The sequence below is a fragment of the Afipia sp. GAS231 genome (assembly GCF_900103365.1).
Taxonomy (GTDB): Bacteria; Pseudomonadota; Alphaproteobacteria; order Rhizobiales; family Xanthobacteraceae; genus Bradyrhizobium.
Genome location: NZ_LT629703.1, coordinates 6,976,662 through 6,995,762, shown reverse-complemented (window position 1 = coordinate 6,995,762; position 19,101 = coordinate 6,976,662). Strand labels below are relative to the sequence as shown.

Genomic DNA, 19,101 nt, shown 5'->3' with positions numbered 1-19,101 from the left:
CGTCGGACATGTTGCTCAGGTGGGCTGCCTGCGTTCGCCCCAGTCATTCCGGGATGGTCCGCAGGACCAGACCCGGAAGTTCGAGATTCCGGGTTCGATGCTCGCGCATCGCCCCGGAATGACAAAACTCAGTAGTGGTCTTCGAAGCGCTTGGCCAACTCGTCGATGTTCTCCGGCGGCCAACCGGGCACTTCCATGCCGAGATGCAGACCCATCTGGGCCAGCACTTCCTTGATCTCGTTCAGCGACTTGCGGCCGAAGTTCGGGGTACGGAGCATTTCCGCTTCCGACTTCTGCACGAGATCGCCGATGTAGACGATGTTGTCGTTCTTCAGGCAGTTTGCCGAACGCACCGACAGTTCGAGCTCGTCGACCTTCTTGAGGAACGCCGGGTTGAACGCGAGATCGGGAATGATCTCCTGCGCCACTTCCTTGCGCGGCTCTTCGAAGTTCACGAACACGTTGAGCTGGTCCTGCAGGATGCGGGCGGCATAGGCCACCGAGTCTTCCGGCGTGATCGCGCCGTTGGTCTCGATCGTCATGGTCAGCTTGTCGTAGTCGAGGATCTGGCCCTCGCGGGTGTTCTCGACCTTGTAGGAGACCTTGCGCACGGGCGAGAACAGGCTGTCGACCGGGATCAGGCCGATCGGCGCGTCCTCAGGACGGTTACGCTCGGCGGCGACATAACCCTTGCCGGAAGCAACGGTGAATTCCATGCGGATTTCCGCGCCCTCGTCGAGGGTGCAGATCTGCAGGTCGGGATTGAGCACCACGACGTCGCCGACGGTCTGGATGTCACCGGCGGTGACGACGCCCGGACCGGACTTCTTGACGACCATGCGCTTGGGGCCTTCGCCCTGCATCTTGATCGAGATGTCCTTGATGTTGAGCACGATGTCGGTGACGTCCTCACGAACGCCCGCGATCGAGGAGAACTCGTGCAGCACGCCGTCGATGTGCACCGACTGCACCGCTGCACCTTGCAGCGACGAGAGAAGAATGCGGCGCAGCGCGTTGCCGAGCGTCTGGCCGAAGCCGCGCTCGAGCGGCTCGGCGACGACGGTTGCAAAACGGGCCGCGTCGGTGCCCGGCGTGACCTGCAGCTTGTTCGGTCGAATCAGTTCTTGCCAATTTTTCTGGATCGTCACTTTGTCACCCATGGGCCAGTCGATCTGCGTCCAGATCACTGGCGTTGGAGATCGCGGATCAGTCCGCGGCAGTCAAAATTCCAAAACCGATCGGCGGGCGGAACGTCCCCGCCCGCGATCGAATATCAAACGCGCCGACGCTTGCGCGGACGGCAGCCATTGTGCGGGATCGTCGTCACGTCACGGATCGATGTGACGGTGAAGCCCGCCGCCTGCAGCGCGCGAAGCGCCGACTCACGGCCCGAACCGGGGCCGGCAACTTCCACTTCCAGCGTGCGCATGCCGTGTTCCTGCGCCTTCTTGGAAACGTCTTCGGCCGCAACCTGCGCGGCATAAGGGGTCGACTTGCGCGAGCCCTTGAAACCCATCGTGCCGGCCGACGACCAGGCAATGGTGTTGCCCTGCGCGTCGGTGATGGTGATGGTCGTGTTGTTGAACGACGAATTCACGTGCGCGATGCCGGAGGCGATGTTCTTGCGTTCGCGGCGGCGAATGCGGGTGGCGTCCTTGCCCATTCCAAAACCTTTCCTGTGATCTCAAACGCCGCCGTAATGCCAGCGGCTACACCTAATCGGCGAATGGTTAGTGGCGAATAGCGAATAGTTCTATTCGCTACTCCCCATTCGCTATTCGCTGAATTTACTTCTTCTTGCCGGCGATCGACTTGGCCGGGCCCTTGCGCGTACGCGCGTTGGTGTGGGTACGCTGACCACGCACCGGCAGACCGCGGCGATGACGCAGGCCGCGATAGCAGCCGAGGTCCATCAGACGCTTGATGTTGATGCCGACTTCACGGCGAAGGTCGCCCTCGACCAGATAGTCGCGGTCGATCACTTCGCGGATCTGCAGGACTTCCTGGTCGCTCAGCTGGCTGACGCGACGATCCAGCGGGATCTTCACCTTCTCGACGATCTCGGCAGCATTCTTCTGGCCGATACCATGGATGTACTGGAGCGCGATCAGAACGCGCTTGTTGGTCGGGATATTCACGCCGGCAATACGGGCCACGGACTTCTCTCCTGTCGCCGATCCCTCGCGGACCGGACTATGTTCTGTGCTAACTCGGGCAGGTATCCGCAAACGCGAACACGACGCCCTTCCCCTCATCTTCTTCGGGGCCCGGCATCGTCAAATAACTATCCGACTTGGATGCGGGGCTTATTAAAGGATTCAAGACGGTTTCGTCAACCGTCCCTAGCGTTTAGCTCGCTTTTTCGTGACCTTTTTCGCTGGCCGCCGAACGGCCCTTTTGGCCGTCTTTTTTGCTGCTTTTTTGGCCTTCTTGGCGGCCTTGGACCTGGCGGCGGGGGCGGCCTTCTTGGCTGCCTTTTTGGTGACCCTGGAGGCCGCTTTCCCGGCCTTTGGGGCCGCTTTGGCGGACTTCTTGGCGGTTTTGGCTACCTTTTTGGCCGCCGGCCTGGCGGCCTTCGCCGGGGCCGCCACCTTGGGTTCCACCGCCCCGATCGCGGAAAGGATCCGGTTGATCTCGCGGGTGACGTGCTCGATGGTCATCATGCCGTCGACCGTCAACAGCTTCCGCCGCTCCGAATAATAGTGAATCAGCGGCTCGGTCAGCGTCCGGTAGCTCGCCAAGCGCTTGGACAGCACTTCCGGCGTGTCATCGATTCGCACTTCCTCGCCGCGGGCGCGCATCTCGGCGACGCGGGTCTCGACGCGGTTGAGCAGCGCGCTCTCGTTGACGCGCAGCTCGACCACGGCGTCGAGCTTCATGTGCTTCCTCCTCAGGAGGTCATCGAGGGCGGCCGCCTGCGGCACCGTGCGCGGAAAGCCGTCGAGGATGAAGCCGTTCTTCATGTCGGGCTGGTCGAGGCGATCGGAAATGATGCCGACCACGATCTCGTCCGGCACCAGCGCGCCGCTGGCCATGATGTCCTTGGCCTGCAGGCCGATTGGCGTCTCGGCTGCAACCGCAGCGCGCAACATTTCGCCGGTCGAAAGCTGGACAATGTTGTACTTCTGGACCAGCCGTTGCGCCTGGGTCCCCTTGCCCGCACCGGGCGGTCCCAACAGGATCAATCTCATGACGTTTCGCCCCCCGGCTTGGTGAGCGTAAACCCGCACACCCCTGTTTGAATTTCAGACCGATCTTAAGGCCGGTCCCGGACGCCGCCGATCAGCGGCGGCGGCCCCTGAGCTTGGACTTCCTGATCAGCCCTTCATACTGATGGGCGAGGAGATAGCCCTGCACCTGCGCCACCGTATCCATCGTCACGCTGACGACGATCAGAAGCGAGGTCCCGCCAAAGTAGAACGGCACCGAGGCGTAGGAAATCAGAATTTCGGGAATCAGACAGACGATCGCCAGATAGATCGCACCCAATACCGTCACACGCGACAGCACGTAGTCGATATATTCGGCGGTGCGCTCGCCCGGGCGGATGCCGGGAATGAAGCCGCCGTGCTTCTTCAGGTTGTCAGCGGTCTCGGTCGGGTTGAACACGATCGCGGTGTAGAAGAACGCGAAGAACACGATCAACGCCAGGTAGAGGAACAGGAACAGCGGACGGCCGTGGCCGAGCTGGGTCGTGATCCACTGGAACCATTCCGGGCCCTTGCCGGCGTTGAAGTTGGCGACGGTGGTCGGCAGCAGCAACAGCGACGAGGCGAAGATCGGCGGGATCACGCCCGAGGTGTTGAGCTTGAGCGGCAGATGCGAGGACTGGCCCTCGAACATTTTGTTGCCGACCTGGCGCTTCGGATACTGGATCAAAAGCCGGCGCTGGGCGCGTTCCATGAACACGATGAAGGCGATCACGGCGACCGCCATCACGATCACGATCAGGATGAGCCCGGTCGACAGCGCGCCCTGGCGGCCCAGTTCGAGCATGTTGGCGAGCGCCGAAGGCAGTTCGGCGACGATGCCGGAGAGAATGATCAGCGAGATGCCGTTGCCGATGCCGCGCGAGGTGATCTGCTCGCCGAGCCACATCAGGAACATTGTGCCGCCGGTCAGCGTGACCGCGGTCGAGATGCGGAAGAACAGGCCGGGGTCGCTGACGACGTTGCCGGCGCCTTCGAGGCCGACGGCGATACCGTAGGACTGGAACGCGGCGAGAATCACCGTGAGGTAGCGGGTGTACTGGTTCAGCGTCTTGCGGCCGGACTCGCCTTCCTTCTTCAGCGCCTCGAGCTGCGGCGACACCGTGGTCAAGAGCTGGATGATGATCGATGCCGAGATGTACGGCATGATGTTCAGCGCAAAGATCGCCATGCGGTGGATGCCGCCGCCGGCGAACATGTTGAACATGCCGAGGATGCCGCCGGCCTGCGAGCGGAACACCTGTTCCCAGATCGCCGGATCGATGCCGGGCAGCGGAATGTAGGTGCCGAGCCGATAAACAAGCAGCGCACCCAGTGTGAACCAGATGCGCTTCTTCAGTTCGTCGGCCTTGCCGAGCGCAGAGAAATTGAGGTTTGCTGCAAGCTGTTCTGCTGCTGAGACCATGTTCAGACTTTCTCCCGCCGCCCCTCAACGCCGCTGCCCCCGCGGGGCAATCGGCAGACGCCGGACATTATTTGGTGCTCGGCTTCGATAAGTCCATTGTTCTCTTGGACATATCGCCCGCGGGAAGCGGGCGATGACGCAGATGTTACGCCGCCTCGCCGTCTTGCTTCTTGGCGGGCGCCAGGATCTTCACCGATCCGCCGGCCTTCTCGACCGCCGCGATCGCGGGCTTCGAGGCGCCATGGGCTTCGATGGTGAGCTTGGACTTGAGCTCGCCACGGCCGAGCAGCCGCAGGCCGTCCTTGGGGCGGCGCACCACGCCGGCCTTGACCAGCGATTCGATGGTCACGGTGTCCTTGGCGTCGACCAGCTTGGCGTCGACGGCTTCCTGCAGCCGGTCGAGATTGATCTCGGCGAAGTCCTGCCGGGAGATGTTGTTGAAGCCACGCTTCGGCAGACGACGATGCAGCGGCATCTGGCCGCCCTCGAAGCCCTTGATGCGCACGCCCGAACGCGCGGTCTGGCCCTTGCCGCCACGGCCCGCAGTCTTGCCCTTGCCTGAACCGATGCCACGGCCGACGCGCATACGCTTTTTGCGCGAGCCGGCGTTGTCGGCGATATCGCTGAGCTTCATCGTTTCGTTCCTTTATCCTTGGAGCATGATCTTGACCGAAAACCGGTCCCCATTTTCGGGATCATGCGCCCAGCTTATTTCTCGTCGACGACGCGAACGAGATGTTGAACCTTGGCGATCATGCCGCGAATCGCAGGGGTGTCCTGCAACTCGGTCACACGACCGATCTTGTTGAGCTTGAGGCCGATCAGCGTCGCACGCTGCGAGTGATGGCGGCGGATTGCGCTGCCGGTCTGCTCGACCTTGATCATCTTTGCGGCCTTGGCCATCGTCATAACTCCGAAAGCGCTGTTCGCGCGTGCTGTTATTCCGCCACCACTTCGGCATCGCCGCCGATGCGGCGCGACTGCAGCGTGGACACCTTGATGTTGCGGCGTGCCGCCACCGAACGCGGCGAATCCTGATGCTTCAGCGCGTCGAAGGTGGCGCGAACCATGTTGTAGGGGTTCGACGAGCCGATCGACTTCGCCACCACGTCCTGGATACCGAGCGTTTCGAACACCGCGCGCATCGGGCCGCCGGCGATGATGCCGGTACCGGCCGGCGCTGCACGCAGATAGACGCGCCCCGCACCGTGGCGGCCGGCGATATCGTGATGCAGCGTGCGGCCTTCGCGCAAAGCGACGCGCGTCAGGTTGCGCTTGGCCGACTCGGTCGCCTTGCGGATCGCCTCGGGAACTTCGCGCGCCTTGCCGTGGCCGAAACCGACCCGACCCTTCTGGTCGCCGATCACGACCAGTGCTGCAAAGCCGAAGCGCTTGCCGCCCTTGACGACCTTCGCCACACGATTGATGTGGACGAGCTTGTCGACGAACTCGCTGTCGCGCTCTTCCCGACCGCCCCTGTGGCCGCCGCCGCCGCGTTCGCGTTCACCTGCCATGGTGTTTTCCAATCCTTGAAAGACTTGCGTCTTTGTCGTTGTGTCCGTTCAATTCCAAAACCTTAGAAGCTCAATCCGCTCTCGCGGGCAGCATCCGCAAGCGCCTTGACGCGCCCGTGATAGAGATAGTTGCCGCGGTCGAAAACCACTTCCTTGACGCCGTTCTTGACGGCGCGTTCCGCCAGCAGCTTGCCGACGGCCTTGGCCGCATCGATGTTGGCGCCGGTGTTGCCGGTCTCGCGCATCGCCTTTTCCAGCGACGACGCGGAAGCCAGCGTCTCGCCCTTCAGGTCGTCGATGACCTGGGCGTAGATGTGCTTCGACGAACGGAATACCGACAGACGCGGGCGTCCGTTGGCGGACCGGCGCAGCGAGTTGCGGACTCGCTGCTTGCGCCGGGCATTCGTTACCTTGAGTGACATGACCGGCTCCGTTACTTCTTCTTGCCTTCCTTGCGGAAGATGAATTCGTTGGCGTACTTCACGCCCTTGCCCTTGTAGGGCTCCGGCGGACGGTACGAGCGGATCTCGGCCGCGACCTGACCGACACGCTGCGAGTCGGTGCCCGTGATCGTGATTTCGGTCGGCTTCGGCACCACGATGGTGATGCCTTCCGGGATCGCGTAGACGACATCATGGCTGTAGCCGAGCGCGAGCTGCAGGTTCTTGCCCTGCAGCGCGGCGCGGTAACCGACGCCGGTGATCTCGAGCTTCTTCTCGAAACCCTTGGTGACGCCTTCGACCAGGTTGGCGACCTGCGCGCGCGCGGTGCCGTACATGGCCTGGGCGCGGTTGGTCTTCAGCCGCGGCGCGACCTTGACCGCGCCGTCCTCGAACTTCACTTCAACGTCGTCATGCACGACGAACTGAAGCTGGCCCTTCGGCCCCTTCATCTTGACGGTCTGCCCTTCGACGTTCGCCGTCACACCGGACGGGATCGCCACAGGCCGTTTGCCAACACGTGACATGGCTTATTTCCTTCCTCAGAACACCGTGAAGAGAATTTCGCCGCCCACGTTCGCGTCGCGCGCTTCGTGGTCAGCCATGATTCCCTTTGGTGTCGACAAAACCGAAATACCGAGACCGTTGTTGACGCGCGGCAGGTTCTTCACCGAGGCGTAAACCCGACGGCCCGGCTTGGAGACGCGCTCGATCTCGCGAATGACGGGCTCGCCGTCGAAATACTTCAGCTCGATCTCGAGCTCGCTGCGGCCGGACGAATGCTCGACGCTGGCGTAGCCACGGATGTAGCCTTCGCTCTTCAGCACTTCGAGCACGCTGGCGCGCATCTTCGAGCCCGGGGTCGAGACCTTGGACTTGGAACGCATCTGCGCGTTGCGGATGCGGGTGATGAGATCGCTGATCGGATCGTGCGTTGACATCTGACGACCCTCCCTTACCAGCTCGACTTCACGAGCCCGGGAACCAGGCCCTTGGAGCCGAGTTCACGCAGCGCGATGCGGCTGAGCTTGTTCTTGCGATAGACCGAACGCGGACGACCGGTCAGTTCGCAACGGTTGCGAATCCGGGTGGCCGACGAATTACGCGGCATCTCGGACAGCTTCAGGGTCGCGGCGAACCGCTCTTCCATCGGCTTGGTCTTGTCGGCGATGATCGCCTTCAGCCGCGCGCGCGCCGGAGCGGCATTCTTGGTCATCCGCTTGCGCCGGTTGTTCTTCTCGATCGAACTTTTCTTTGCCATGCTTGGCTCCTGGGTTTCCGCGTTTGAGAGGCTTTAACTGCGTCTCACTGCCGGAACGGGAAATTGAAAGCGGTCAACAAGGCACGCGCCTCGTCGTCGGTCGTCGCCGTGGTGCAAACGGTGATGTCCATGCCCCACGCTTCGCCCGCGACCTTGTCGAAGTCGATTTCGGGGAAAATGATGTGCTCCTTGATGCCGAGCGAATAGTTGCCGCGGCCGTCGAAGCTCTTCGGGTTGAGGCCGCGGAAGTCGCGGACGCGCGGCAGAGCCACGTTCACCAGGCGATCGATGAACTCGTACATCTTGGCCTTGCGCAGCGTGACCTTGCAGCCGATCGGCTGGTTTTCACGCAGCTTGAAGGTCGCGATCGCAACCCGCGAATAGGTCACGATGGCCTTCTGGCCGGCGATCAGCGCCAGGTCATTGGCGGCGGTCTCGGCCTTTTTGCGGTCGTTGACGGCCTCGCCGACGCCCATGTTGAGCACGACTTTGTCCAGGCGCGGCACCTGCATGACGTTGGCATAGCCGAACTGTTCGGTCAGCTTGCCGCGAATGCTCTGGTCGTACTCCGCGCGCAGGCGCGGCACGTAAGCGGTATCAGCCATCGATCTCTGCTCCCGAGCTCTTGGCAATGCGAACCTTCTTGCCATCAGCCTGAATCTTGAAGCCCACGCGGGTCGGTTTGCCGTCCTTGCCGACATACGCGATGTTGGACAGGTGGATCGGCGCCTCCTTGGAGACGATGCCGCCTTCCTGGGCCTGGGTCTGCTTCTGGTGACGCTTCACCAGGTTGACGCCACGCACCAGCGCCTTGTTGTCGGCGGGGCGGACCTCGAATACTTCGCCGGTGCGGCCCTTGTCGCGGCCGTTCAGCACGATGACCTTGTCACCTTTCCGGATCTTGGCAGCCATCACAGCACCTCCGGCGCAAGCGAAATGATTTTCATGTGGTTCTTGGCGCGAAGCTCGCGCGGCACCGGCCCGAAGATACGGGTGCCGACCGGCTCCGACTGATTGTTGATCAGCACGGCGGCGTTGCGGTCGAAGCGGATGACCGAACCGTCGGCGCGGCGGATGTCCTTGCGGACTCGCACCACGACGGCCTTCATCACGTCGCCCTTCTTCACCTTGCCGCGCGGAATCGCTTCCTTGATCGACACGACAATAACGTCACCCACGGTGGCATAGCGGCGCTTGGAGCCCCCGAGCACCTTGATGCACATGACACGGCGTGCGCCTGAATTATCGGCCACGTCGAGGTTGGTCTGCATCTGAATCATTGATGCACCTCGTCCTCTTTCTGATGCGCTAGATCGCGCCTAAAATTTTCCCGAAATTCGCTTCGACAGAGTCGAAGGAGTCTCAGGCCGTTTTCTTCTGCTCGCCCCGGACAACCGTCCAGCGCTTCAACTTCGAGATCGGCTTGCTTTCCTCGATCCACACCATGTCGCCCGGCTTGAACTCGTTGTTCTCGTCGTGCGCGTGATAGTTCTTGGAGCGACGGATCGTCTTCTTGTAGATCGGATGGGTGAAGCGGCGGTCGACCCGCACCACCACTGTCTTGGCTTGCTTGTCGCTCACGACCACGCCCTGAAGGGTTCGTTTCGGCATATCAGGCCTCTTACTTCTTCTTCGCGCGCGTTTGCGCGGCGATGGTCTTGATGCGGGCGATATCGCGACGGGCTTCACGCAGCCGCGAGGTGTTTTCCAGCTGCCCGGTGGCGCGCTGGAAGCGCAGGTTGAAACGCTCTTTCTTCAGATTGAGGACGGCGTCGTCCCTCTGATCGTCGCTCATCGCGCGAATGTCGGCGGTTTTCATCTCGGCCATGTCAATCACTCCGCAATGCGCGCGACGAAGCGCGTCTTGATCGGCAGCTTGGCGGCGGCGAGCGAGAGCGCTTCCTTCGCGGTCTGCACCGTGACGCCGTCGATCTCGAAAATCACGCGGCCGGGCTTGACCCGCGCCACCCACAATTCCGGCGTACCCTTGCCGGAACCCATGCGGACTTCGGCGGGCTTCTTCGACACCGGCAGGTCCGGGAAGATCCGGATCCAGACGCGGCCGGCGCGCTTCATGTGACGGGTGAGCGCGCGGCGTGCGGCTTCGATCTGACGGGCGGTGATGCGCTCTGGCGCCATCGCCTTCAGGCCGAACTGACCGAACGACAGCGTCGCGCCCGAAGTCGCAACGCCGTGGATACGGCCCTTATGCGCCTTCCGGAACTTCGTTTTCTTTGGTTGCATCATGGCTTACGCCCTCAAACCTTTTCTGTGTCTCACGCCGCGTCGCGGCGCGGCCGGGTATTGTCGCCTTCGGCCATCTTCTTGTCCTGGGCCATCGGATCGTGCTCGAGGATTTCGCCCTTGAAGATCCAGACCTTGACGCCGCAGGTGCCGAACGTGGTGAACGCGGTCGCCACGCCATAGTCGATGTCGGCGCGCAGCGTGTGCAACGGCACGCGACCTTCGCGATACCATTCCATGCGCGCGATTTCGGCGCCGCCGAGACGGCCCGAGCAGTTGATACGAATGCCTTCGGCGCCAAGACGCATCGCCGACTGCACCGCCCGCTTCATCGCGCGGCGGAACGCGACGCGGCGCTCGAGCTGCTGCGCGATCGATTCGGCGACCAGGGTGGCGTCGAGTTCGGGCTTGCGGATTTCGACGATGTTGATGACGACGTCGGAAGCCGTGATATCGGCAACCCGCTTGCGCAGCTTGTCGATGTCGGCGCCCTTCTTGCCGATCACGACACCCGGACGCGCCGAGTGGATCGTCACGCGGCACTTCTTGTGCGGACGCTCGATCACGATGCGGGCAACAGCCGCCTGCTTGAGCTCCTTGTGCAGGATCTCGCGGATCTTGACGTCTTCATGCAGCAACTTGCCGTATTCGTTCTTGCCGGCGAACCAACGGGAATCCCACGTACGGTTGATGCCGAGACGCAGTCCGATTGGATTGATTTTTTGACCCATCGTCTTCTCCCGCGCCCTTAAGCGCCAGCCTCGGCCTCGACCTGACGAACCACGATGGTCAGGTGCGAGAACGGTTTATACACACGGCCCGAACGGCCACGGCCGCGCGGTGCAAAACGCTTCATCACGATACCGTTGCCGACATGGGCCTCGGCGACGACGAGATCGTCGACTTCGAGGTCGTGGTTGTTCTCGGCGTTGGCGATCGCCGATTCCAGGCACTTCTTGACGTCGACAGCGATCCGCTTGCGCGAGAACTGCAAGTCGGCAAGCGCTGCCGAAGCCTTCCGGCCGCGGATCAACTGCGCGACAAGATTGAGCTTCTGCGGGCTGACGCGCAGCATCCGGGCAACCGCCTTGGCCTCGTTTTCCGCGAGGCTACGTTCGCGCTTTGGTTTGCTCATCGTCTATTCCTCAAGCCTTCTTGGCTTTCTTGTCGCCAGAATGGCCATGGAAGGTACGGGTCGGCGAGAACTCGCCGAACTTGTGACCCACCATTTCCTCGTTGACCGATACCGGCACATGCTTCTGGCCGTTGTAGACACCGAAGACCAGGCCGACGAACTGCGGCAGGATGGTCGAGCGGCGGCTCCAGATCTTGATGACGTCGTGGCGACCGGACGCGCGGGCGGCATCTGCCTTCTTGAGCAGAGAACCCTCGACGAACGGGCCTTTCCAGACTGAACGAACCATGTCCGGCGTTCCTTACTTCTTCCGCTTGTGGCGGCTGAGGAGAATGAATCTGTTGGTCGACTTATTCGAACGGGTCTTCTTGCCCTTGGTCGGCTTGCCCCACGGTGTAACCGGGTGGCGGCCGCCCGAGGTGCGGCCTTCGCCGCCGCCGTGCGGATGGTCGATCGGGTTCATGACGACGCCGCGGTTATGCGGACGCCAGCCGAGCCAGCGAGTACGGCCGGCCTTGCCGATCGAGATGTTCATGTGATCGGGGTTCGACACCGCACCGATGGTGCCGCGGCAACGGCCGTGCACCAGACGCTGCTCGCCCGAGTTCAGGCGCATGATGACGTAGTCCTGGTCGCGGCCGACGATCTGGGCGTAGGTGCCCGCCGAGCGCGCGATCTGGCCACCCTTGCCGATCTTCATCTCGATGTTGTGGACGATGGTGCCGACCGGCATGTTGCCGAGCGGCATGACATTGCCCGGCTTCACGTCGACGTAGTTGCCGGCAACGATCGAGTCGCCAACGGCCAGGCGCTGCGGCGCCAGGATATAGGCTTGCTCGCCGTCCTGATACTTGATCAGGGCGATGAACGCGGTGCGGTTCGGATCGTATTCCAGCCGCTCGACCACGGCAGGCACGTCGACCTTGTTCCGCTTGAAGTCGACCATGCGGTACGCCTTCTTGTGGCCACCGCCGCGGAAGCGAACCGTGATACGGCCGGTATTGTTACGGCCGCCATTGCTGATCTTGCCTTCGGTCAACGACTTGACCGGCTTGCCCTTGTAGAGCGCCGAACGGTCAACCATCACCAGCTGTCGCTGGCCCGGCGTCGTCGGATTAAATTTTTTCAATGCCATCGCTATATCGCCTTATAGCCCGGTCGTGACGTCGATGCGGTGGCCCTCTTCGAGGGTCACGATCGCTCGCTTCACGTCCGACTGCGAACCGAAATTGCCGCGGAACACCTTGGTCTTGCCCTTGCGCACCAGCGTGTTCACGCTCTTCACCTTGACGTCGAACAGCTTCTCGACGGCTTCCTTGATTTGCGGCTTGGTCGCCTTGGCGGCGACCCTGAACACGACCTTGTTGTGCTCGGACGCAACCGTCGCCTTTTCGGTGACGACGGGTGCCACGATCACGTCGTAATGGCGCGGATCGATATTCTTCATTTGAAGCGCGCCTCCAGCGCATCGACGGCCGACTTGGTCAGCACCAGCTTGTGACGGCGCAGGATGTCATAGACGTTGATGCCCTGGATCGGCAGCACGTCGATGTTCGGAATGTTGCGCGCAGCGGTCGCGAAACCGGCGTGCAGCTCGGCGCCGTCGATGATCAGCGCATTGGTCAGGCCGAGACCCGAGAAATGCCCCATCAGCGCCTTGGTCTTGGCAGCTTCCAGCGTCGCGGAGTCGATCACGATCAGGCCGCCGTCCTTGGCTTTCGCCGAGAGCGCATGGCGCAGCGCGAGTGCACGGACCTTCTTCGGCAGCGCGAACGCATGCGAACGCACGACCGGGCCGAACGCACGACCACCGCCGCGGAACTGCGGCACGCGGGCCGAACCGTGACGAGCACCGCCGGTGCCCTTCTGCTTGTACATCTTCTTGCCAGTGCGCCAGACATCCGCACGGCCCTGCGTCTTATGGGTGCCGGCCTGACGCTTGGCGAGCTGCCAGTTGACGCAGCGCTGGATGATGTCCTTGCGCGGCTCGAGACCGAAAATGGCGTCGGAAAGCTGGACGGAGCCGGCTTCCTTGCCTTCAAGGGTGGTGACTTTCAGTTCCATCTCACGCGCCCTCCTGCTCGGCCGGCGCCTGGGCCTGCTCACCACCGACAACCCTGAACTTGCCGGGCTTCGGCGCTTCCTTCGGCAGCGGCTTCTTGACGGCGTCGCGCACCGCAATCCATCCGCCCTTGGAGCCGGGAACGGCGCCTTCGACGAGGATCAGGCCGCGCTCGACGTCGGTCTGCACAACACGCAGATTGAGCGTGGTGATGCGATCGACACCCATGTGACCGGGCATCTTCTTGTTCTTGAAGGTCTTGCCGGGATCCTGACGTCCGCCGGTCGAACCGATCGAACGATGCGACACCGACACGCCGTGGGTGGCGCGCAGACCGCCGAAATTCCAGCGCTTCATGCCGCCGGCAAAACCCTTACCGACCGAGGTGCCGGTGACGTCGACGAACTGGCCGACGACGAAATGGTCTGCCTGGATCTCGGCGCCAACCGGGATCAGCGCGTCCTGCGACACGCGGAACTCGGTGACCTTCCGCTTGGGCTCGACCTTGGACACCGCGAACTGGCCGCGCTCTGCCTTCGGCAGATAGACGGTCTTGCGGGTGCCGGAGCCGAGCTGCAGCGCAACGTAACCGTTCTTCTCGGTCGTGCGGTGGCCCAGAACCTGGCAATTGCCCAGCTTCAGCACGGTCACAGGGATATGTTCGCCGGTCTCCGTAAAGACCCGCGTCATCCCGACCTTTTGTGCGATCACTCCGGAGCGCATCGGCGTGCTTCCTGTTCTTTCTGTCCGCTAACTTCGGACGATCTGAAAATTTAGAGCTTGATCTCGACGTCGACACCGGCGGCCAGGTCGAGCTTCATCAAAGCGTCGACGGTCTGCGGGGTCGGGTCGACAATATCGAGAAGGCGCTTGTGGGTGCGCATCTCGAATTGCTCACGGCTCTTCTTGTCCACGTGCGGCGAACGGTTGACGGTGAACTTCTCGATGCGGGTCGGCAGCGGAATGGGTCCGCGAACCTGGGCACCGGTACGTTTCGCCGTGTTCACGATCTCGCGGGTCGACGTATCGAGAATTCGATGGTCGAACGCCTTGAGACGGATGCGAATATTTTGGCCGTTCATGCCGTTTGTCTTTCTTAGTGAGTGGCGAGTAGCGAATAGCGAATGGATCAGTCCACTCGCCACTCGCCATTCCTATTCGCTTGTTACTCGATGATGCTGGAGACGACGCCCGAACCAACGGTGCGGCCGCCTTCGCGGATCGCGAAACGCAGCTTTTCTTCCATCGCGATCGGCACGATCAGGTGCACTTCCATCGCGATGTTGTCGCCCGGCATCACCATTTCGGTGCCTTCGGGCAGATGCACGACACCGGTCACGTCGGTGGTGCGGAAGTAGAACTGGGGCCGATAGTTGGTGAAGAACGGGGTGTGACGACCGCCCTCTTCCTTGGTCAGAATGTAGGCCTCAGCCTTGAACTTGGTGTGCGGCTTGACCGAACCCGGCTTGCACAGCACCTGGCCACGCTCGACTTCCTCGCGCTTGGTACCACGGAGCAGCGCACCGATGTTGTCGCCGGCCTGGCCCTGATCGAGCAGCTTGCGGAACATTTCGACGCCGGTGACGATGGTCTTCTGGGTATCGCGCAGACCGACGATTTCGATTTCCTCGCCGACCTTGACGATGCCGCGTTCGACACGGCCGGTGACGACGGTGCCGCGACCCGAGATCGAGAACACGTCTTCGACCGGCATCAGGAACGGCTGGTCGATCGGGCGAGCCGGCTGCGGAATGCTTTCATCCACGGCCTTCATCAGCGCCAGCACGGCATCGTGGCCGAGCGTCTTGTTGCTGTCGTCGAGAGCGGCGAGCGCCGAACCCTTGATGATCGGAATGGTGTCGCCCGGGAAGTCGTACTTCGAGAGCAGTTCGCGGACTTCCATCTCGACCAGTTCGAGCAGTTCCGGATCATCGACCATGTCGCACTTGTTCAGGAACACGACCAGCGCGGGAACACCGACCTGACGGGCAAGCAGGATGTGCTCGCGGGTCTGCGGCATCGGGCCGTCGGCGGCCGACACCACCAGAATGCCGCCGTCCATCTGCGCGGCGCCGGTGATCATGTTCTTCACGTAGTCGGCGTGGCCCGGGCAATCGACGTGGGCATAGTGCCGGTTGGCAGTTTCGTACTCGACGTGGGCGGTCGAGATCGTGATGCCGCGCGCCTTTTCTTCGGGCGCCTTGTCGATCTGGTCGTACGCCGTGAACGTCGCACCGCCGGTTTCAGCCAGCACCTTGGTAATCGCTGCGGTCAGCGATGTCTTGCCATGGTCGACGTGACCGATGGTTCCGATGTTGCAGTGCGGTTTATTACGTTCAAACTTTGCTTTAGCCATTTGACTCTCCGTTCAGTCGTTAGTTTCGAACCAACGACAATCAGGCAAACTTCTTTTGGACTTCAGCCGACACGTTAGCCGGCGCTTCAGCGTAGTGGTCGAATTGCATCGTAAAGGTCGCGCGTCCCTGGCTCATCGAGCGCAGGTTATTCACGTAACCGAACATGTTCATGAGCGGCACCATCGCGTTGATGACGTTGGCGTTGCCGCGCATGTCCTGGCCCTGGATCTGGCCGCGCCGCGAATTCAGATCGCCGATGACGGAACCGGTATAGTCTTCCGGGGTCACCACTTCGACCTTCATGATCGGCTCGAGCAGAACAGACTTGCCCTTCTGCAGCGCTTCGCGGAATGCCGCGCGCGATGCGATTTCGAAGGCCAGCGCCGACGAGTCGACGTCGTGATACTTGCCGTCGACCAGCTGCACCTTGACGTCCACCACCGGGAAGCCGGCGACGACGCCGGAGCCCATGACGCTGTTGAGACCTTTTTCGACGCCGGGGATGTATTCCTTCGGCACCGCGCCGCCGACGATCTTGGATTCGAACTCGTAGCCCTTGCCGGGCTCGTTCGGCTCCACGATGATCGACACTTCGGCGAACTGACCGGTACCACCGGTCTGCTTCTTGTGCGTGTACTTGACTTCGGCGCGCTTGGTGACGCGCTCACGGAACGCCACTTGCGGCGCGCCGATGTTGGCATCGACCTTGTAGGTGCGGCGAAGAATGTCGACCTTGATGTCGAGATGGAGTTCGCCCATGCCCTTGAGAATGGTCTGGCCGGACTCCTGGTCGGTCGACACCCGGAACGACGGATCTTCCGCAGCGAGCTTCGCCAATGCGACGCCGAGCTTTTCCTGGTCGGCCTTCGACTTCGGCTCGATCGCGATTTCGATCACGGGCTCCGGGAATTCCATCTTTTCCAGGATCACCGGCTTGTCGGGATCGCACAGCGTGTCACCGGTGCGCGCTTCCTTCAGGCCAGCCAGCGCCACGATGTCGCCGGCATAGGCTTCCTTGATGTCTTCGCGGTTGTTCGCATGCATCAGCAGCATGCGGCCGATGCGCTCCTTGCGGTCGCGCGTCGAATTGATGACGCCGGTGCCCGACAAAAGCGTGCCGGAATAAATACGGCAGAAGGTGATGGTGCCGACGAACGGGTCGTCCATGATCTTGAACGCCAACAGAGCCAGCGGCTCCTTGTCGTTCGGAAGACGAACGACTTCGTTGCCGTCTTCATCGACGCCCTTGATGGCGGGCACGTCGACCGGCGACGGCAGATAGTCAACGACCGCGTCGAGCAGCGGCTGCACGCCCTTGTTCTTGAACGCCGAGCCGCACAGCACCGGGAAGAATGCGCCGGTCAGCACAGCCTTGCGGATCATGCGCTTCAACGTCGCTTCATCGGGCTCCTTGCCGTCGAGGTAAGCGGAAAGCACTTCGTCATCGAGTTCGACGGCGGCTTCCAGCAGCTTCTCGCGGTATTCCTTGGCCTTCTCGACCATATCGGCAGGGATATCGATGTCGACGAACTTGGCGTCGAGCTTCTCTTCTTCCCAGACCACGCCCTTCATGCGGACGAGATCGACCAGGCCCTTGAAGTTATTCTCGGAGCCGATCGGAAGCTGGATCGCAATCGGCTTGGCGCCGAGGCGGTCGACGATATCCTGCATGCACTTGTAGAAGTCGGCGCCGGTCTTATCCATCTTGTTGGCGAAGACGATGCGCGGAACCTTGTACTTGTCGCCCTGACGCCAGACGGTCTCGGTCTGCGGCTCAACGCCCTGGTTGGAATCGAGCACGCACACGGCGCCGTCGAGCACGCGCAGCGAACGCTCGACTTCGATGGTGAAGTCGACGTGGCCGGGAGTGTCGATGATGTTGAGACGCTTGCCTTCCCAGAACGCGGTCGTCGCAGCCGACGTGATGGTGATGCCGCGCTCCTGCTCCTGCTCCATCCAATCCATCGTCGCGGCACCTTCGTGCACTTCGCCGATTTTGTGGCTCTTGCCGGTGTAATAGAGGATGCGCTCGGTGGTCGTGGTCTTGCCGGCATCGATATGCGCCATGATACCGAAATTGCGGTAGTTCTCTATGGCATGAACGCGGGGCATGGGCTGTTCCTTAAAATCCGTGTTTCGCCGTTACCAGCGATAGTGCGAGAAGGCGCGGTTGGCTTCCGCCATCCGATGCACATCTTCACGCTTCTTGACGGCGTTACCCCGGCCATTCGACGCATCAAGCAGCTCGGCAGAGAGCCGCTCCGTCATCGTCTTTTCGTTGCGATCGCGAGCTGCGGTGATGATCCAGCGAATGCCCAGCGCCTGACGGCGAACCGAACGCACTTCAACCGGCACCTGGTAGGTCGCACCACCGACGCGGCGCGAACGCACTTCGATGGTCGGCATGACGTTTTCCAGCGCCTGCTCGAACACCGTCAGCGGGCCCTGCTTGGTCTTGGCTTCGATCATCGACAGCGCGCCGTAGACGATGGTTTCGGCGGCGGACTTCTTGCCGTCGTACATGATCGAATTCATGAACTTCGTAATGATGATGTTCCCGAACTTCGGATCCGGGTTCACTTCACGCTTTTCAGCAGAATGGCGACGAGACATCTGATCTGTTCCCGCTTACTTCGGACGCTTCGCGCCGTACTTCGAACGACGCTGCTTACGGTTCTTGACGCCCTGGGTATCGAGGACGCCGCGGAGGATGTGGTAGCGCACGCCGGGCAAATCCTTGACGCGGCCGCCGCGGATCATCACCACCGAGTGCTCCTGAAGGTTATGGCCTTCACCCGGGATGTAGCCGATCACTTCGAAGCCGTTGGTCAGGCGCACCTTGGCGACCTTACGAAGCGCCGAGTTCGGCTTCTTCGGGGTCGTGGTGTAGACGCGCGTGCAAACGCCGCGCTTCTGCGGCGACTGTTGCAGCGCCGGCACCTTCTTGCGCGACTTCTGCACCGTACGCGGACTTGCGATCAGTTGGTTGATCGTCGGCATGTCAGCCTTCACCCTTTAGTTCGCGCGAAACCCTGAATGGCTTCGCAAATTCTTCTCGGAACTAGCCGTCCCGTTCGGCCGCTCGACGTGAGAAAAAGACCCACGCAAAACGAAATCACGCCAACCACCCATTGCTGAGCGGAAAGCGCTTCGACGCCACAGAGGACCGCGAATGAAGACCGATCAGCGTTCGCTGTTCGGTCCGCTACCGAGGTCATGCATCCGATTAACTCTCAAGAGCACGGGCTCGAGAGAACTAAAATCGCACTGGCATTGCCTAGCTATATAATCGACAGCGTTTGAGCGGCATTCGTCGAGGTTGGTGCCCGTATCAGTCCGCAAGGATTTGAAAGGGTGTTCCGTTCCGACGCTGGCGACGCTCACCGCCTGTCGTGAAGTGGGGGTCTTCTATAAGCGGAGCATGGCTAAGTCAAGCGAAACGACACCGCGAGAAATGCCTATGGCGTCTGCAGT

General features: G+C 61.8%; 30 protein-coding genes. All 30 read right to left on the bottom strand.

What is annotated here, in order from left to right; all coding sequences use genetic code 11:
* Positions 1–128 precede the first annotated feature (128 nt).
* The 30 genes from BLS26_RS32775 to rpsL all read right to left on the bottom strand — a co-directional run bounded on the left by BLS26_RS32775 (position 129) and on the right by rpsL (position 18,627).
* Positions 129–1,160: a DNA-directed RNA polymerase subunit alpha gene (locus tag BLS26_RS32775; RefSeq protein ID WP_092518883.1), complete on the bottom strand. Its 1,032-nt coding sequence runs from the start codon at positions 1,158–1,160 to the stop codon at positions 129–131.
* A 113-nt stretch (positions 1,161–1,273) separates the two neighbouring features.
* Complete coding sequence (gene rpsK / locus BLS26_RS32770) at positions 1,274–1,663, bottom strand: 30S ribosomal protein S11 (protein WP_027536798.1); 390 nt, start codon at positions 1,661–1,663, stop codon at positions 1,274–1,276.
* A gap of 124 nt (positions 1,664–1,787) precedes the next feature.
* Entirely contained in the window at positions 1,788–2,156 is a 369-nt protein-coding gene (gene rpsM, locus BLS26_RS32765; protein ID WP_092516574.1) for a 30S ribosomal protein S13, read from the bottom strand.
* A gap of 186 nt (positions 2,157–2,342) precedes the next feature.
* Entirely contained in the window at positions 2,343–3,191 is an 849-nt protein-coding gene (locus tag BLS26_RS32760) for an adenylate kinase (RefSeq protein ID WP_092516573.1), read from the bottom strand.
* 91 nt (positions 3,192–3,282) lie between these two features.
* A complete protein-coding gene (gene secY / locus BLS26_RS32755) occupies positions 3,283–4,614 on the bottom strand; it encodes a preprotein translocase subunit SecY (RefSeq protein WP_092516572.1) in 1,332 nt (443 codons plus the stop codon).
* Positions 4,615–4,759: 145 nt separating this feature from the next.
* Positions 4,760–5,248, bottom strand: coding sequence for a 50S ribosomal protein L15 (gene rplO / locus BLS26_RS32750; protein WP_092516571.1), 489 nt, complete (start codon positions 5,246–5,248; stop codon positions 4,760–4,762).
* Positions 5,249–5,322: 74 nt separating this feature from the next.
* Positions 5,323–5,517, bottom strand: coding sequence for a 50S ribosomal protein L30 (gene rpmD / locus BLS26_RS32745; protein ID WP_074832141.1), 195 nt, complete (start codon positions 5,515–5,517; stop codon positions 5,323–5,325).
* A 35-nt stretch (positions 5,518–5,552) separates the two neighbouring features.
* Positions 5,553–6,128, bottom strand: coding sequence for a 30S ribosomal protein S5 (rpsE, locus tag BLS26_RS32740; protein ID WP_092516570.1), 576 nt, complete (start codon positions 6,126–6,128; stop codon positions 5,553–5,555).
* Between the two features lie 62 nt (positions 6,129–6,190).
* On the bottom strand, positions 6,191–6,550 hold the full coding sequence (rplR, locus tag BLS26_RS32735; RefSeq protein ID WP_092516569.1) for a 50S ribosomal protein L18: 360 nt from the start codon (positions 6,548–6,550) through the stop codon (positions 6,191–6,193).
* A gap of 11 nt (positions 6,551–6,561) precedes the next feature.
* Positions 6,562–7,095, bottom strand: coding sequence for a 50S ribosomal protein L6 (gene rplF, locus BLS26_RS32730; RefSeq protein ID WP_027536806.1), 534 nt, complete (start codon positions 7,093–7,095; stop codon positions 6,562–6,564).
* Between the two features lie 15 nt (positions 7,096–7,110).
* The gene (rpsH, locus tag BLS26_RS32725) at positions 7,111–7,509 is read right to left on the bottom strand and encodes a 30S ribosomal protein S8 (protein WP_074276048.1); all 399 of its coding nucleotides are present in this window, start codon (positions 7,507–7,509) and stop codon (positions 7,111–7,113) included.
* Between the two features lie 14 nt (positions 7,510–7,523).
* Positions 7,524–7,829, bottom strand: coding sequence for a 30S ribosomal protein S14 (gene rpsN / locus BLS26_RS32720; RefSeq protein WP_074828504.1), 306 nt, complete (start codon positions 7,827–7,829; stop codon positions 7,524–7,526).
* Between the two features lie 44 nt (positions 7,830–7,873).
* On the bottom strand, positions 7,874–8,434 hold the full coding sequence (rplE, locus tag BLS26_RS32715) for a 50S ribosomal protein L5 (RefSeq protein ID WP_092516568.1): 561 nt from the start codon (positions 8,432–8,434) through the stop codon (positions 7,874–7,876).
* Positions 8,427–8,741, bottom strand: a complete 315-nt coding sequence (gene rplX, locus BLS26_RS32710) for a 50S ribosomal protein L24 (protein ID WP_074828498.1) — start codon at positions 8,739–8,741, stop codon at positions 8,427–8,429. The genes rplE and rplX overlap by 8 nt, the downstream gene beginning before the upstream one ends.
* Complete coding sequence (gene rplN / locus BLS26_RS32705) at positions 8,741–9,109, bottom strand: 50S ribosomal protein L14 (RefSeq protein ID WP_011473865.1); 369 nt, start codon at positions 9,107–9,109, stop codon at positions 8,741–8,743. The genes rplX and rplN overlap by 1 nt, the downstream gene beginning before the upstream one ends.
* Positions 9,110–9,191: 82 nt before the next feature.
* Complete coding sequence (gene rpsQ, locus BLS26_RS32700; protein WP_009797129.1) at positions 9,192–9,440, bottom strand: 30S ribosomal protein S17; 249 nt, start codon at positions 9,438–9,440, stop codon at positions 9,192–9,194.
* A gap of 10 nt (positions 9,441–9,450) precedes the next feature.
* Positions 9,451–9,657 carry a 50S ribosomal protein L29 gene (rpmC, locus tag BLS26_RS32695; protein WP_027536811.1) on the bottom strand — a complete coding sequence of 69 codons (207 nt, stop codon included), beginning with the start codon at positions 9,655–9,657 and terminating at the stop codon, positions 9,451–9,453.
* Between the two features lie 5 nt (positions 9,658–9,662).
* On the bottom strand, positions 9,663–10,076 hold the full coding sequence (rplP, locus tag BLS26_RS32690; RefSeq protein WP_027536812.1) for a 50S ribosomal protein L16: 414 nt from the start codon (positions 10,074–10,076) through the stop codon (positions 9,663–9,665).
* Between the two features lie 29 nt (positions 10,077–10,105).
* Positions 10,106–10,804 carry a 30S ribosomal protein S3 gene (gene rpsC / locus BLS26_RS32685; protein ID WP_074828492.1) on the bottom strand — a complete coding sequence of 233 codons (699 nt, stop codon included), beginning with the start codon at positions 10,802–10,804 and terminating at the stop codon, positions 10,106–10,108.
* Positions 10,805–10,821: 17 nt separating this feature from the next.
* On the bottom strand, positions 10,822–11,208 hold the full coding sequence (gene rplV / locus BLS26_RS32680; protein ID WP_092516567.1) for a 50S ribosomal protein L22: 387 nt from the start codon (positions 11,206–11,208) through the stop codon (positions 10,822–10,824).
* A 10-nt stretch (positions 11,209–11,218) separates the two neighbouring features.
* Entirely contained in the window at positions 11,219–11,497 is a 279-nt protein-coding gene (rpsS, locus tag BLS26_RS32675) for a 30S ribosomal protein S19 (protein WP_027536815.1), read from the bottom strand.
* A 12-nt stretch (positions 11,498–11,509) separates the two neighbouring features.
* Positions 11,510–12,343, bottom strand: coding sequence for a 50S ribosomal protein L2 (gene rplB / locus BLS26_RS32670; protein ID WP_092516566.1), 834 nt, complete (start codon positions 12,341–12,343; stop codon positions 11,510–11,512).
* 12 nt (positions 12,344–12,355) lie between these two features.
* Complete coding sequence (locus tag BLS26_RS32665; protein ID WP_027536817.1) at positions 12,356–12,655, bottom strand: 50S ribosomal protein L23; 300 nt, start codon at positions 12,653–12,655, stop codon at positions 12,356–12,358.
* Positions 12,652–13,272, bottom strand: a complete 621-nt coding sequence (rplD, locus tag BLS26_RS32660) for a 50S ribosomal protein L4 (protein WP_092516565.1) — start codon at positions 13,270–13,272, stop codon at positions 12,652–12,654. The genes BLS26_RS32665 and rplD overlap by 4 nt, the downstream gene beginning before the upstream one ends.
* A 1-nt stretch (position 13,273) precedes the next feature.
* Positions 13,274–13,993, bottom strand: a complete 720-nt coding sequence (gene rplC, locus BLS26_RS32655; RefSeq protein WP_074828480.1) for a 50S ribosomal protein L3 — start codon at positions 13,991–13,993, stop codon at positions 13,274–13,276.
* A 50-nt stretch (positions 13,994–14,043) separates the two neighbouring features.
* The gene (rpsJ, locus tag BLS26_RS32650) at positions 14,044–14,352 is read right to left on the bottom strand and encodes a 30S ribosomal protein S10 (protein WP_002712302.1); all 309 of its coding nucleotides are present in this window, start codon (positions 14,350–14,352) and stop codon (positions 14,044–14,046) included.
* Between the two features lie 83 nt (positions 14,353–14,435).
* Positions 14,436–15,626 (bottom strand): elongation factor Tu, encoded by a 1,191-nt coding sequence (gene tuf, locus BLS26_RS32645; protein ID WP_092516564.1) that lies wholly within the window; start codon positions 15,624–15,626, stop codon positions 14,436–14,438.
* A 40-nt stretch (positions 15,627–15,666) separates the two neighbouring features.
* Positions 15,667–17,739, bottom strand: coding sequence for an elongation factor G (gene fusA, locus BLS26_RS32640; RefSeq protein ID WP_092516563.1), 2,073 nt, complete (start codon positions 17,737–17,739; stop codon positions 15,667–15,669).
* Between the two features lie 30 nt (positions 17,740–17,769).
* Positions 17,770–18,240 carry a 30S ribosomal protein S7 gene (rpsG, locus tag BLS26_RS32635; protein ID WP_092516562.1) on the bottom strand — a complete coding sequence of 157 codons (471 nt, stop codon included), beginning with the start codon at positions 18,238–18,240 and terminating at the stop codon, positions 17,770–17,772.
* A gap of 15 nt (positions 18,241–18,255) precedes the next feature.
* On the bottom strand, positions 18,256–18,627 hold the full coding sequence (gene rpsL, locus BLS26_RS32630; protein WP_029584567.1) for a 30S ribosomal protein S12: 372 nt from the start codon (positions 18,625–18,627) through the stop codon (positions 18,256–18,258).
* Between the last annotated feature and the right edge of the window lie 474 nt (positions 18,628–19,101).

What these genes read in the sequence shown, in the direction of transcription:
- BLS26_RS32775 (WP_092518883.1), bottom strand. Translation starts at nt 1,160, where the DNA reads ATGGGTGACAAAGTGACGATCCAGAAAAATTGGCAAGAACTGATTCGA.
- rpsK (WP_027536798.1), bottom strand. Translation starts at nt 1,663, where the DNA reads ATGGGCAAGGACGCCACCCGCATTCGCCGCCGCGAACGCAAGAACATC.
- BLS26_RS32760 (WP_092516573.1), bottom strand. Translation starts at nt 3,191, where the DNA reads ATGAGATTGATCCTGTTGGGACCGCCCGGTGCGGGCAAGGGGACCCAG.
- secY (WP_092516572.1), bottom strand. Translation starts at nt 4,614, where the DNA reads ATGGTCTCAGCAGCAGAACAGCTTGCAGCAAACCTCAATTTCTCTGCG.
- rplO (WP_092516571.1), bottom strand. Translation starts at nt 5,248, where the DNA reads ATGAAGCTCAGCGATATCGCCGACAACGCCGGCTCGCGCAAAAAGCGT.
- rpmD (WP_074832141.1), bottom strand. Translation starts at nt 5,517, where the DNA reads ATGGCCAAGGCCGCAAAGATGATCAAGGTCGAGCAGACCGGCAGCGCA.
- rpsE (WP_092516570.1), bottom strand. Translation starts at nt 6,128, where the DNA reads ATGGCAGGTGAACGCGAACGCGGCGGCGGCGGCCACAGGGGCGGTCGG.
- rplR (WP_092516569.1), bottom strand. Translation starts at nt 6,550, where the DNA reads ATGTCACTCAAGGTAACGAATGCCCGGCGCAAGCAGCGAGTCCGCAAC.
- rplF (WP_027536806.1), bottom strand. Translation starts at nt 7,095, where the DNA reads ATGTCACGTGTTGGCAAACGGCCTGTGGCGATCCCGTCCGGTGTGACG.
- rpsH (WP_074276048.1), bottom strand. Translation starts at nt 7,509, where the DNA reads ATGTCAACGCACGATCCGATCAGCGATCTCATCACCCGCATCCGCAAC.
- rpsN (WP_074828504.1), bottom strand. Translation starts at nt 7,829, where the DNA reads ATGGCAAAGAAAAGTTCGATCGAGAAGAACAACCGGCGCAAGCGGATG.
- rplE (WP_092516568.1), bottom strand. Translation starts at nt 8,434, where the DNA reads ATGGCTGATACCGCTTACGTGCCGCGCCTGCGCGCGGAGTACGACCAG.
- rplX (WP_074828498.1), bottom strand. Translation starts at nt 8,741, where the DNA reads ATGGCTGCCAAGATCCGGAAAGGTGACAAGGTCATCGTGCTGAACGGC.
- rplN (WP_011473865.1), bottom strand. Translation starts at nt 9,109, where the DNA reads ATGATTCAGATGCAGACCAACCTCGACGTGGCCGATAATTCAGGCGCA.
- rpsQ (WP_009797129.1), bottom strand. Translation starts at nt 9,440, where the DNA reads ATGCCGAAACGAACCCTTCAGGGCGTGGTCGTGAGCGACAAGCAAGCC.
- rpmC (WP_027536811.1), bottom strand. Translation starts at nt 9,657, where the DNA reads ATGGCCGAGATGAAAACCGCCGACATTCGCGCGATGAGCGACGATCAG.
- rplP (WP_027536812.1), bottom strand. Translation starts at nt 10,076, where the DNA reads ATGATGCAACCAAAGAAAACGAAGTTCCGGAAGGCGCATAAGGGCCGT.
- rpsC (WP_074828492.1), bottom strand. Translation starts at nt 10,804, where the DNA reads ATGGGTCAAAAAATCAATCCAATCGGACTGCGTCTCGGCATCAACCGT.
- rplV (WP_092516567.1), bottom strand. Translation starts at nt 11,208, where the DNA reads ATGAGCAAACCAAAGCGCGAACGTAGCCTCGCGGAAAACGAGGCCAAG.
- rpsS (WP_027536815.1), bottom strand. Translation starts at nt 11,497, where the DNA reads ATGGTTCGTTCAGTCTGGAAAGGCCCGTTCGTCGAGGGTTCTCTGCTC.
- rplB (WP_092516566.1), bottom strand. Translation starts at nt 12,343, where the DNA reads ATGGCATTGAAAAAATTTAATCCGACGACGCCGGGCCAGCGACAGCTG.
- BLS26_RS32665 (WP_027536817.1), bottom strand. Translation starts at nt 12,655, where the DNA reads ATGAAGAATATCGATCCGCGCCATTACGACGTGATCGTGGCACCCGTC.
- rplD (WP_092516565.1), bottom strand. Translation starts at nt 13,272, where the DNA reads ATGGAACTGAAAGTCACCACCCTTGAAGGCAAGGAAGCCGGCTCCGTC.
- rplC (WP_074828480.1), bottom strand. Translation starts at nt 13,993, where the DNA reads ATGCGCTCCGGAGTGATCGCACAAAAGGTCGGGATGACGCGGGTCTTT.
- rpsJ (WP_002712302.1), bottom strand. Translation starts at nt 14,352, where the DNA reads ATGAACGGCCAAAATATTCGCATCCGTCTCAAGGCGTTCGACCATCGA.
- tuf (WP_092516564.1), bottom strand. Translation starts at nt 15,626, where the DNA reads ATGGCTAAAGCAAAGTTTGAACGTAATAAACCGCACTGCAACATCGGA.
- fusA (WP_092516563.1), bottom strand. Translation starts at nt 17,739, where the DNA reads ATGCCCCGCGTTCATGCCATAGAGAACTACCGCAATTTCGGTATCATG.
- rpsG (WP_092516562.1), bottom strand. Translation starts at nt 18,240, where the DNA reads ATGTCTCGTCGCCATTCTGCTGAAAAGCGTGAAGTGAACCCGGATCCG.
- rpsL (WP_029584567.1), bottom strand. Translation starts at nt 18,627, where the DNA reads ATGCCGACGATCAACCAACTGATCGCAAGTCCGCGTACGGTGCAGAAG.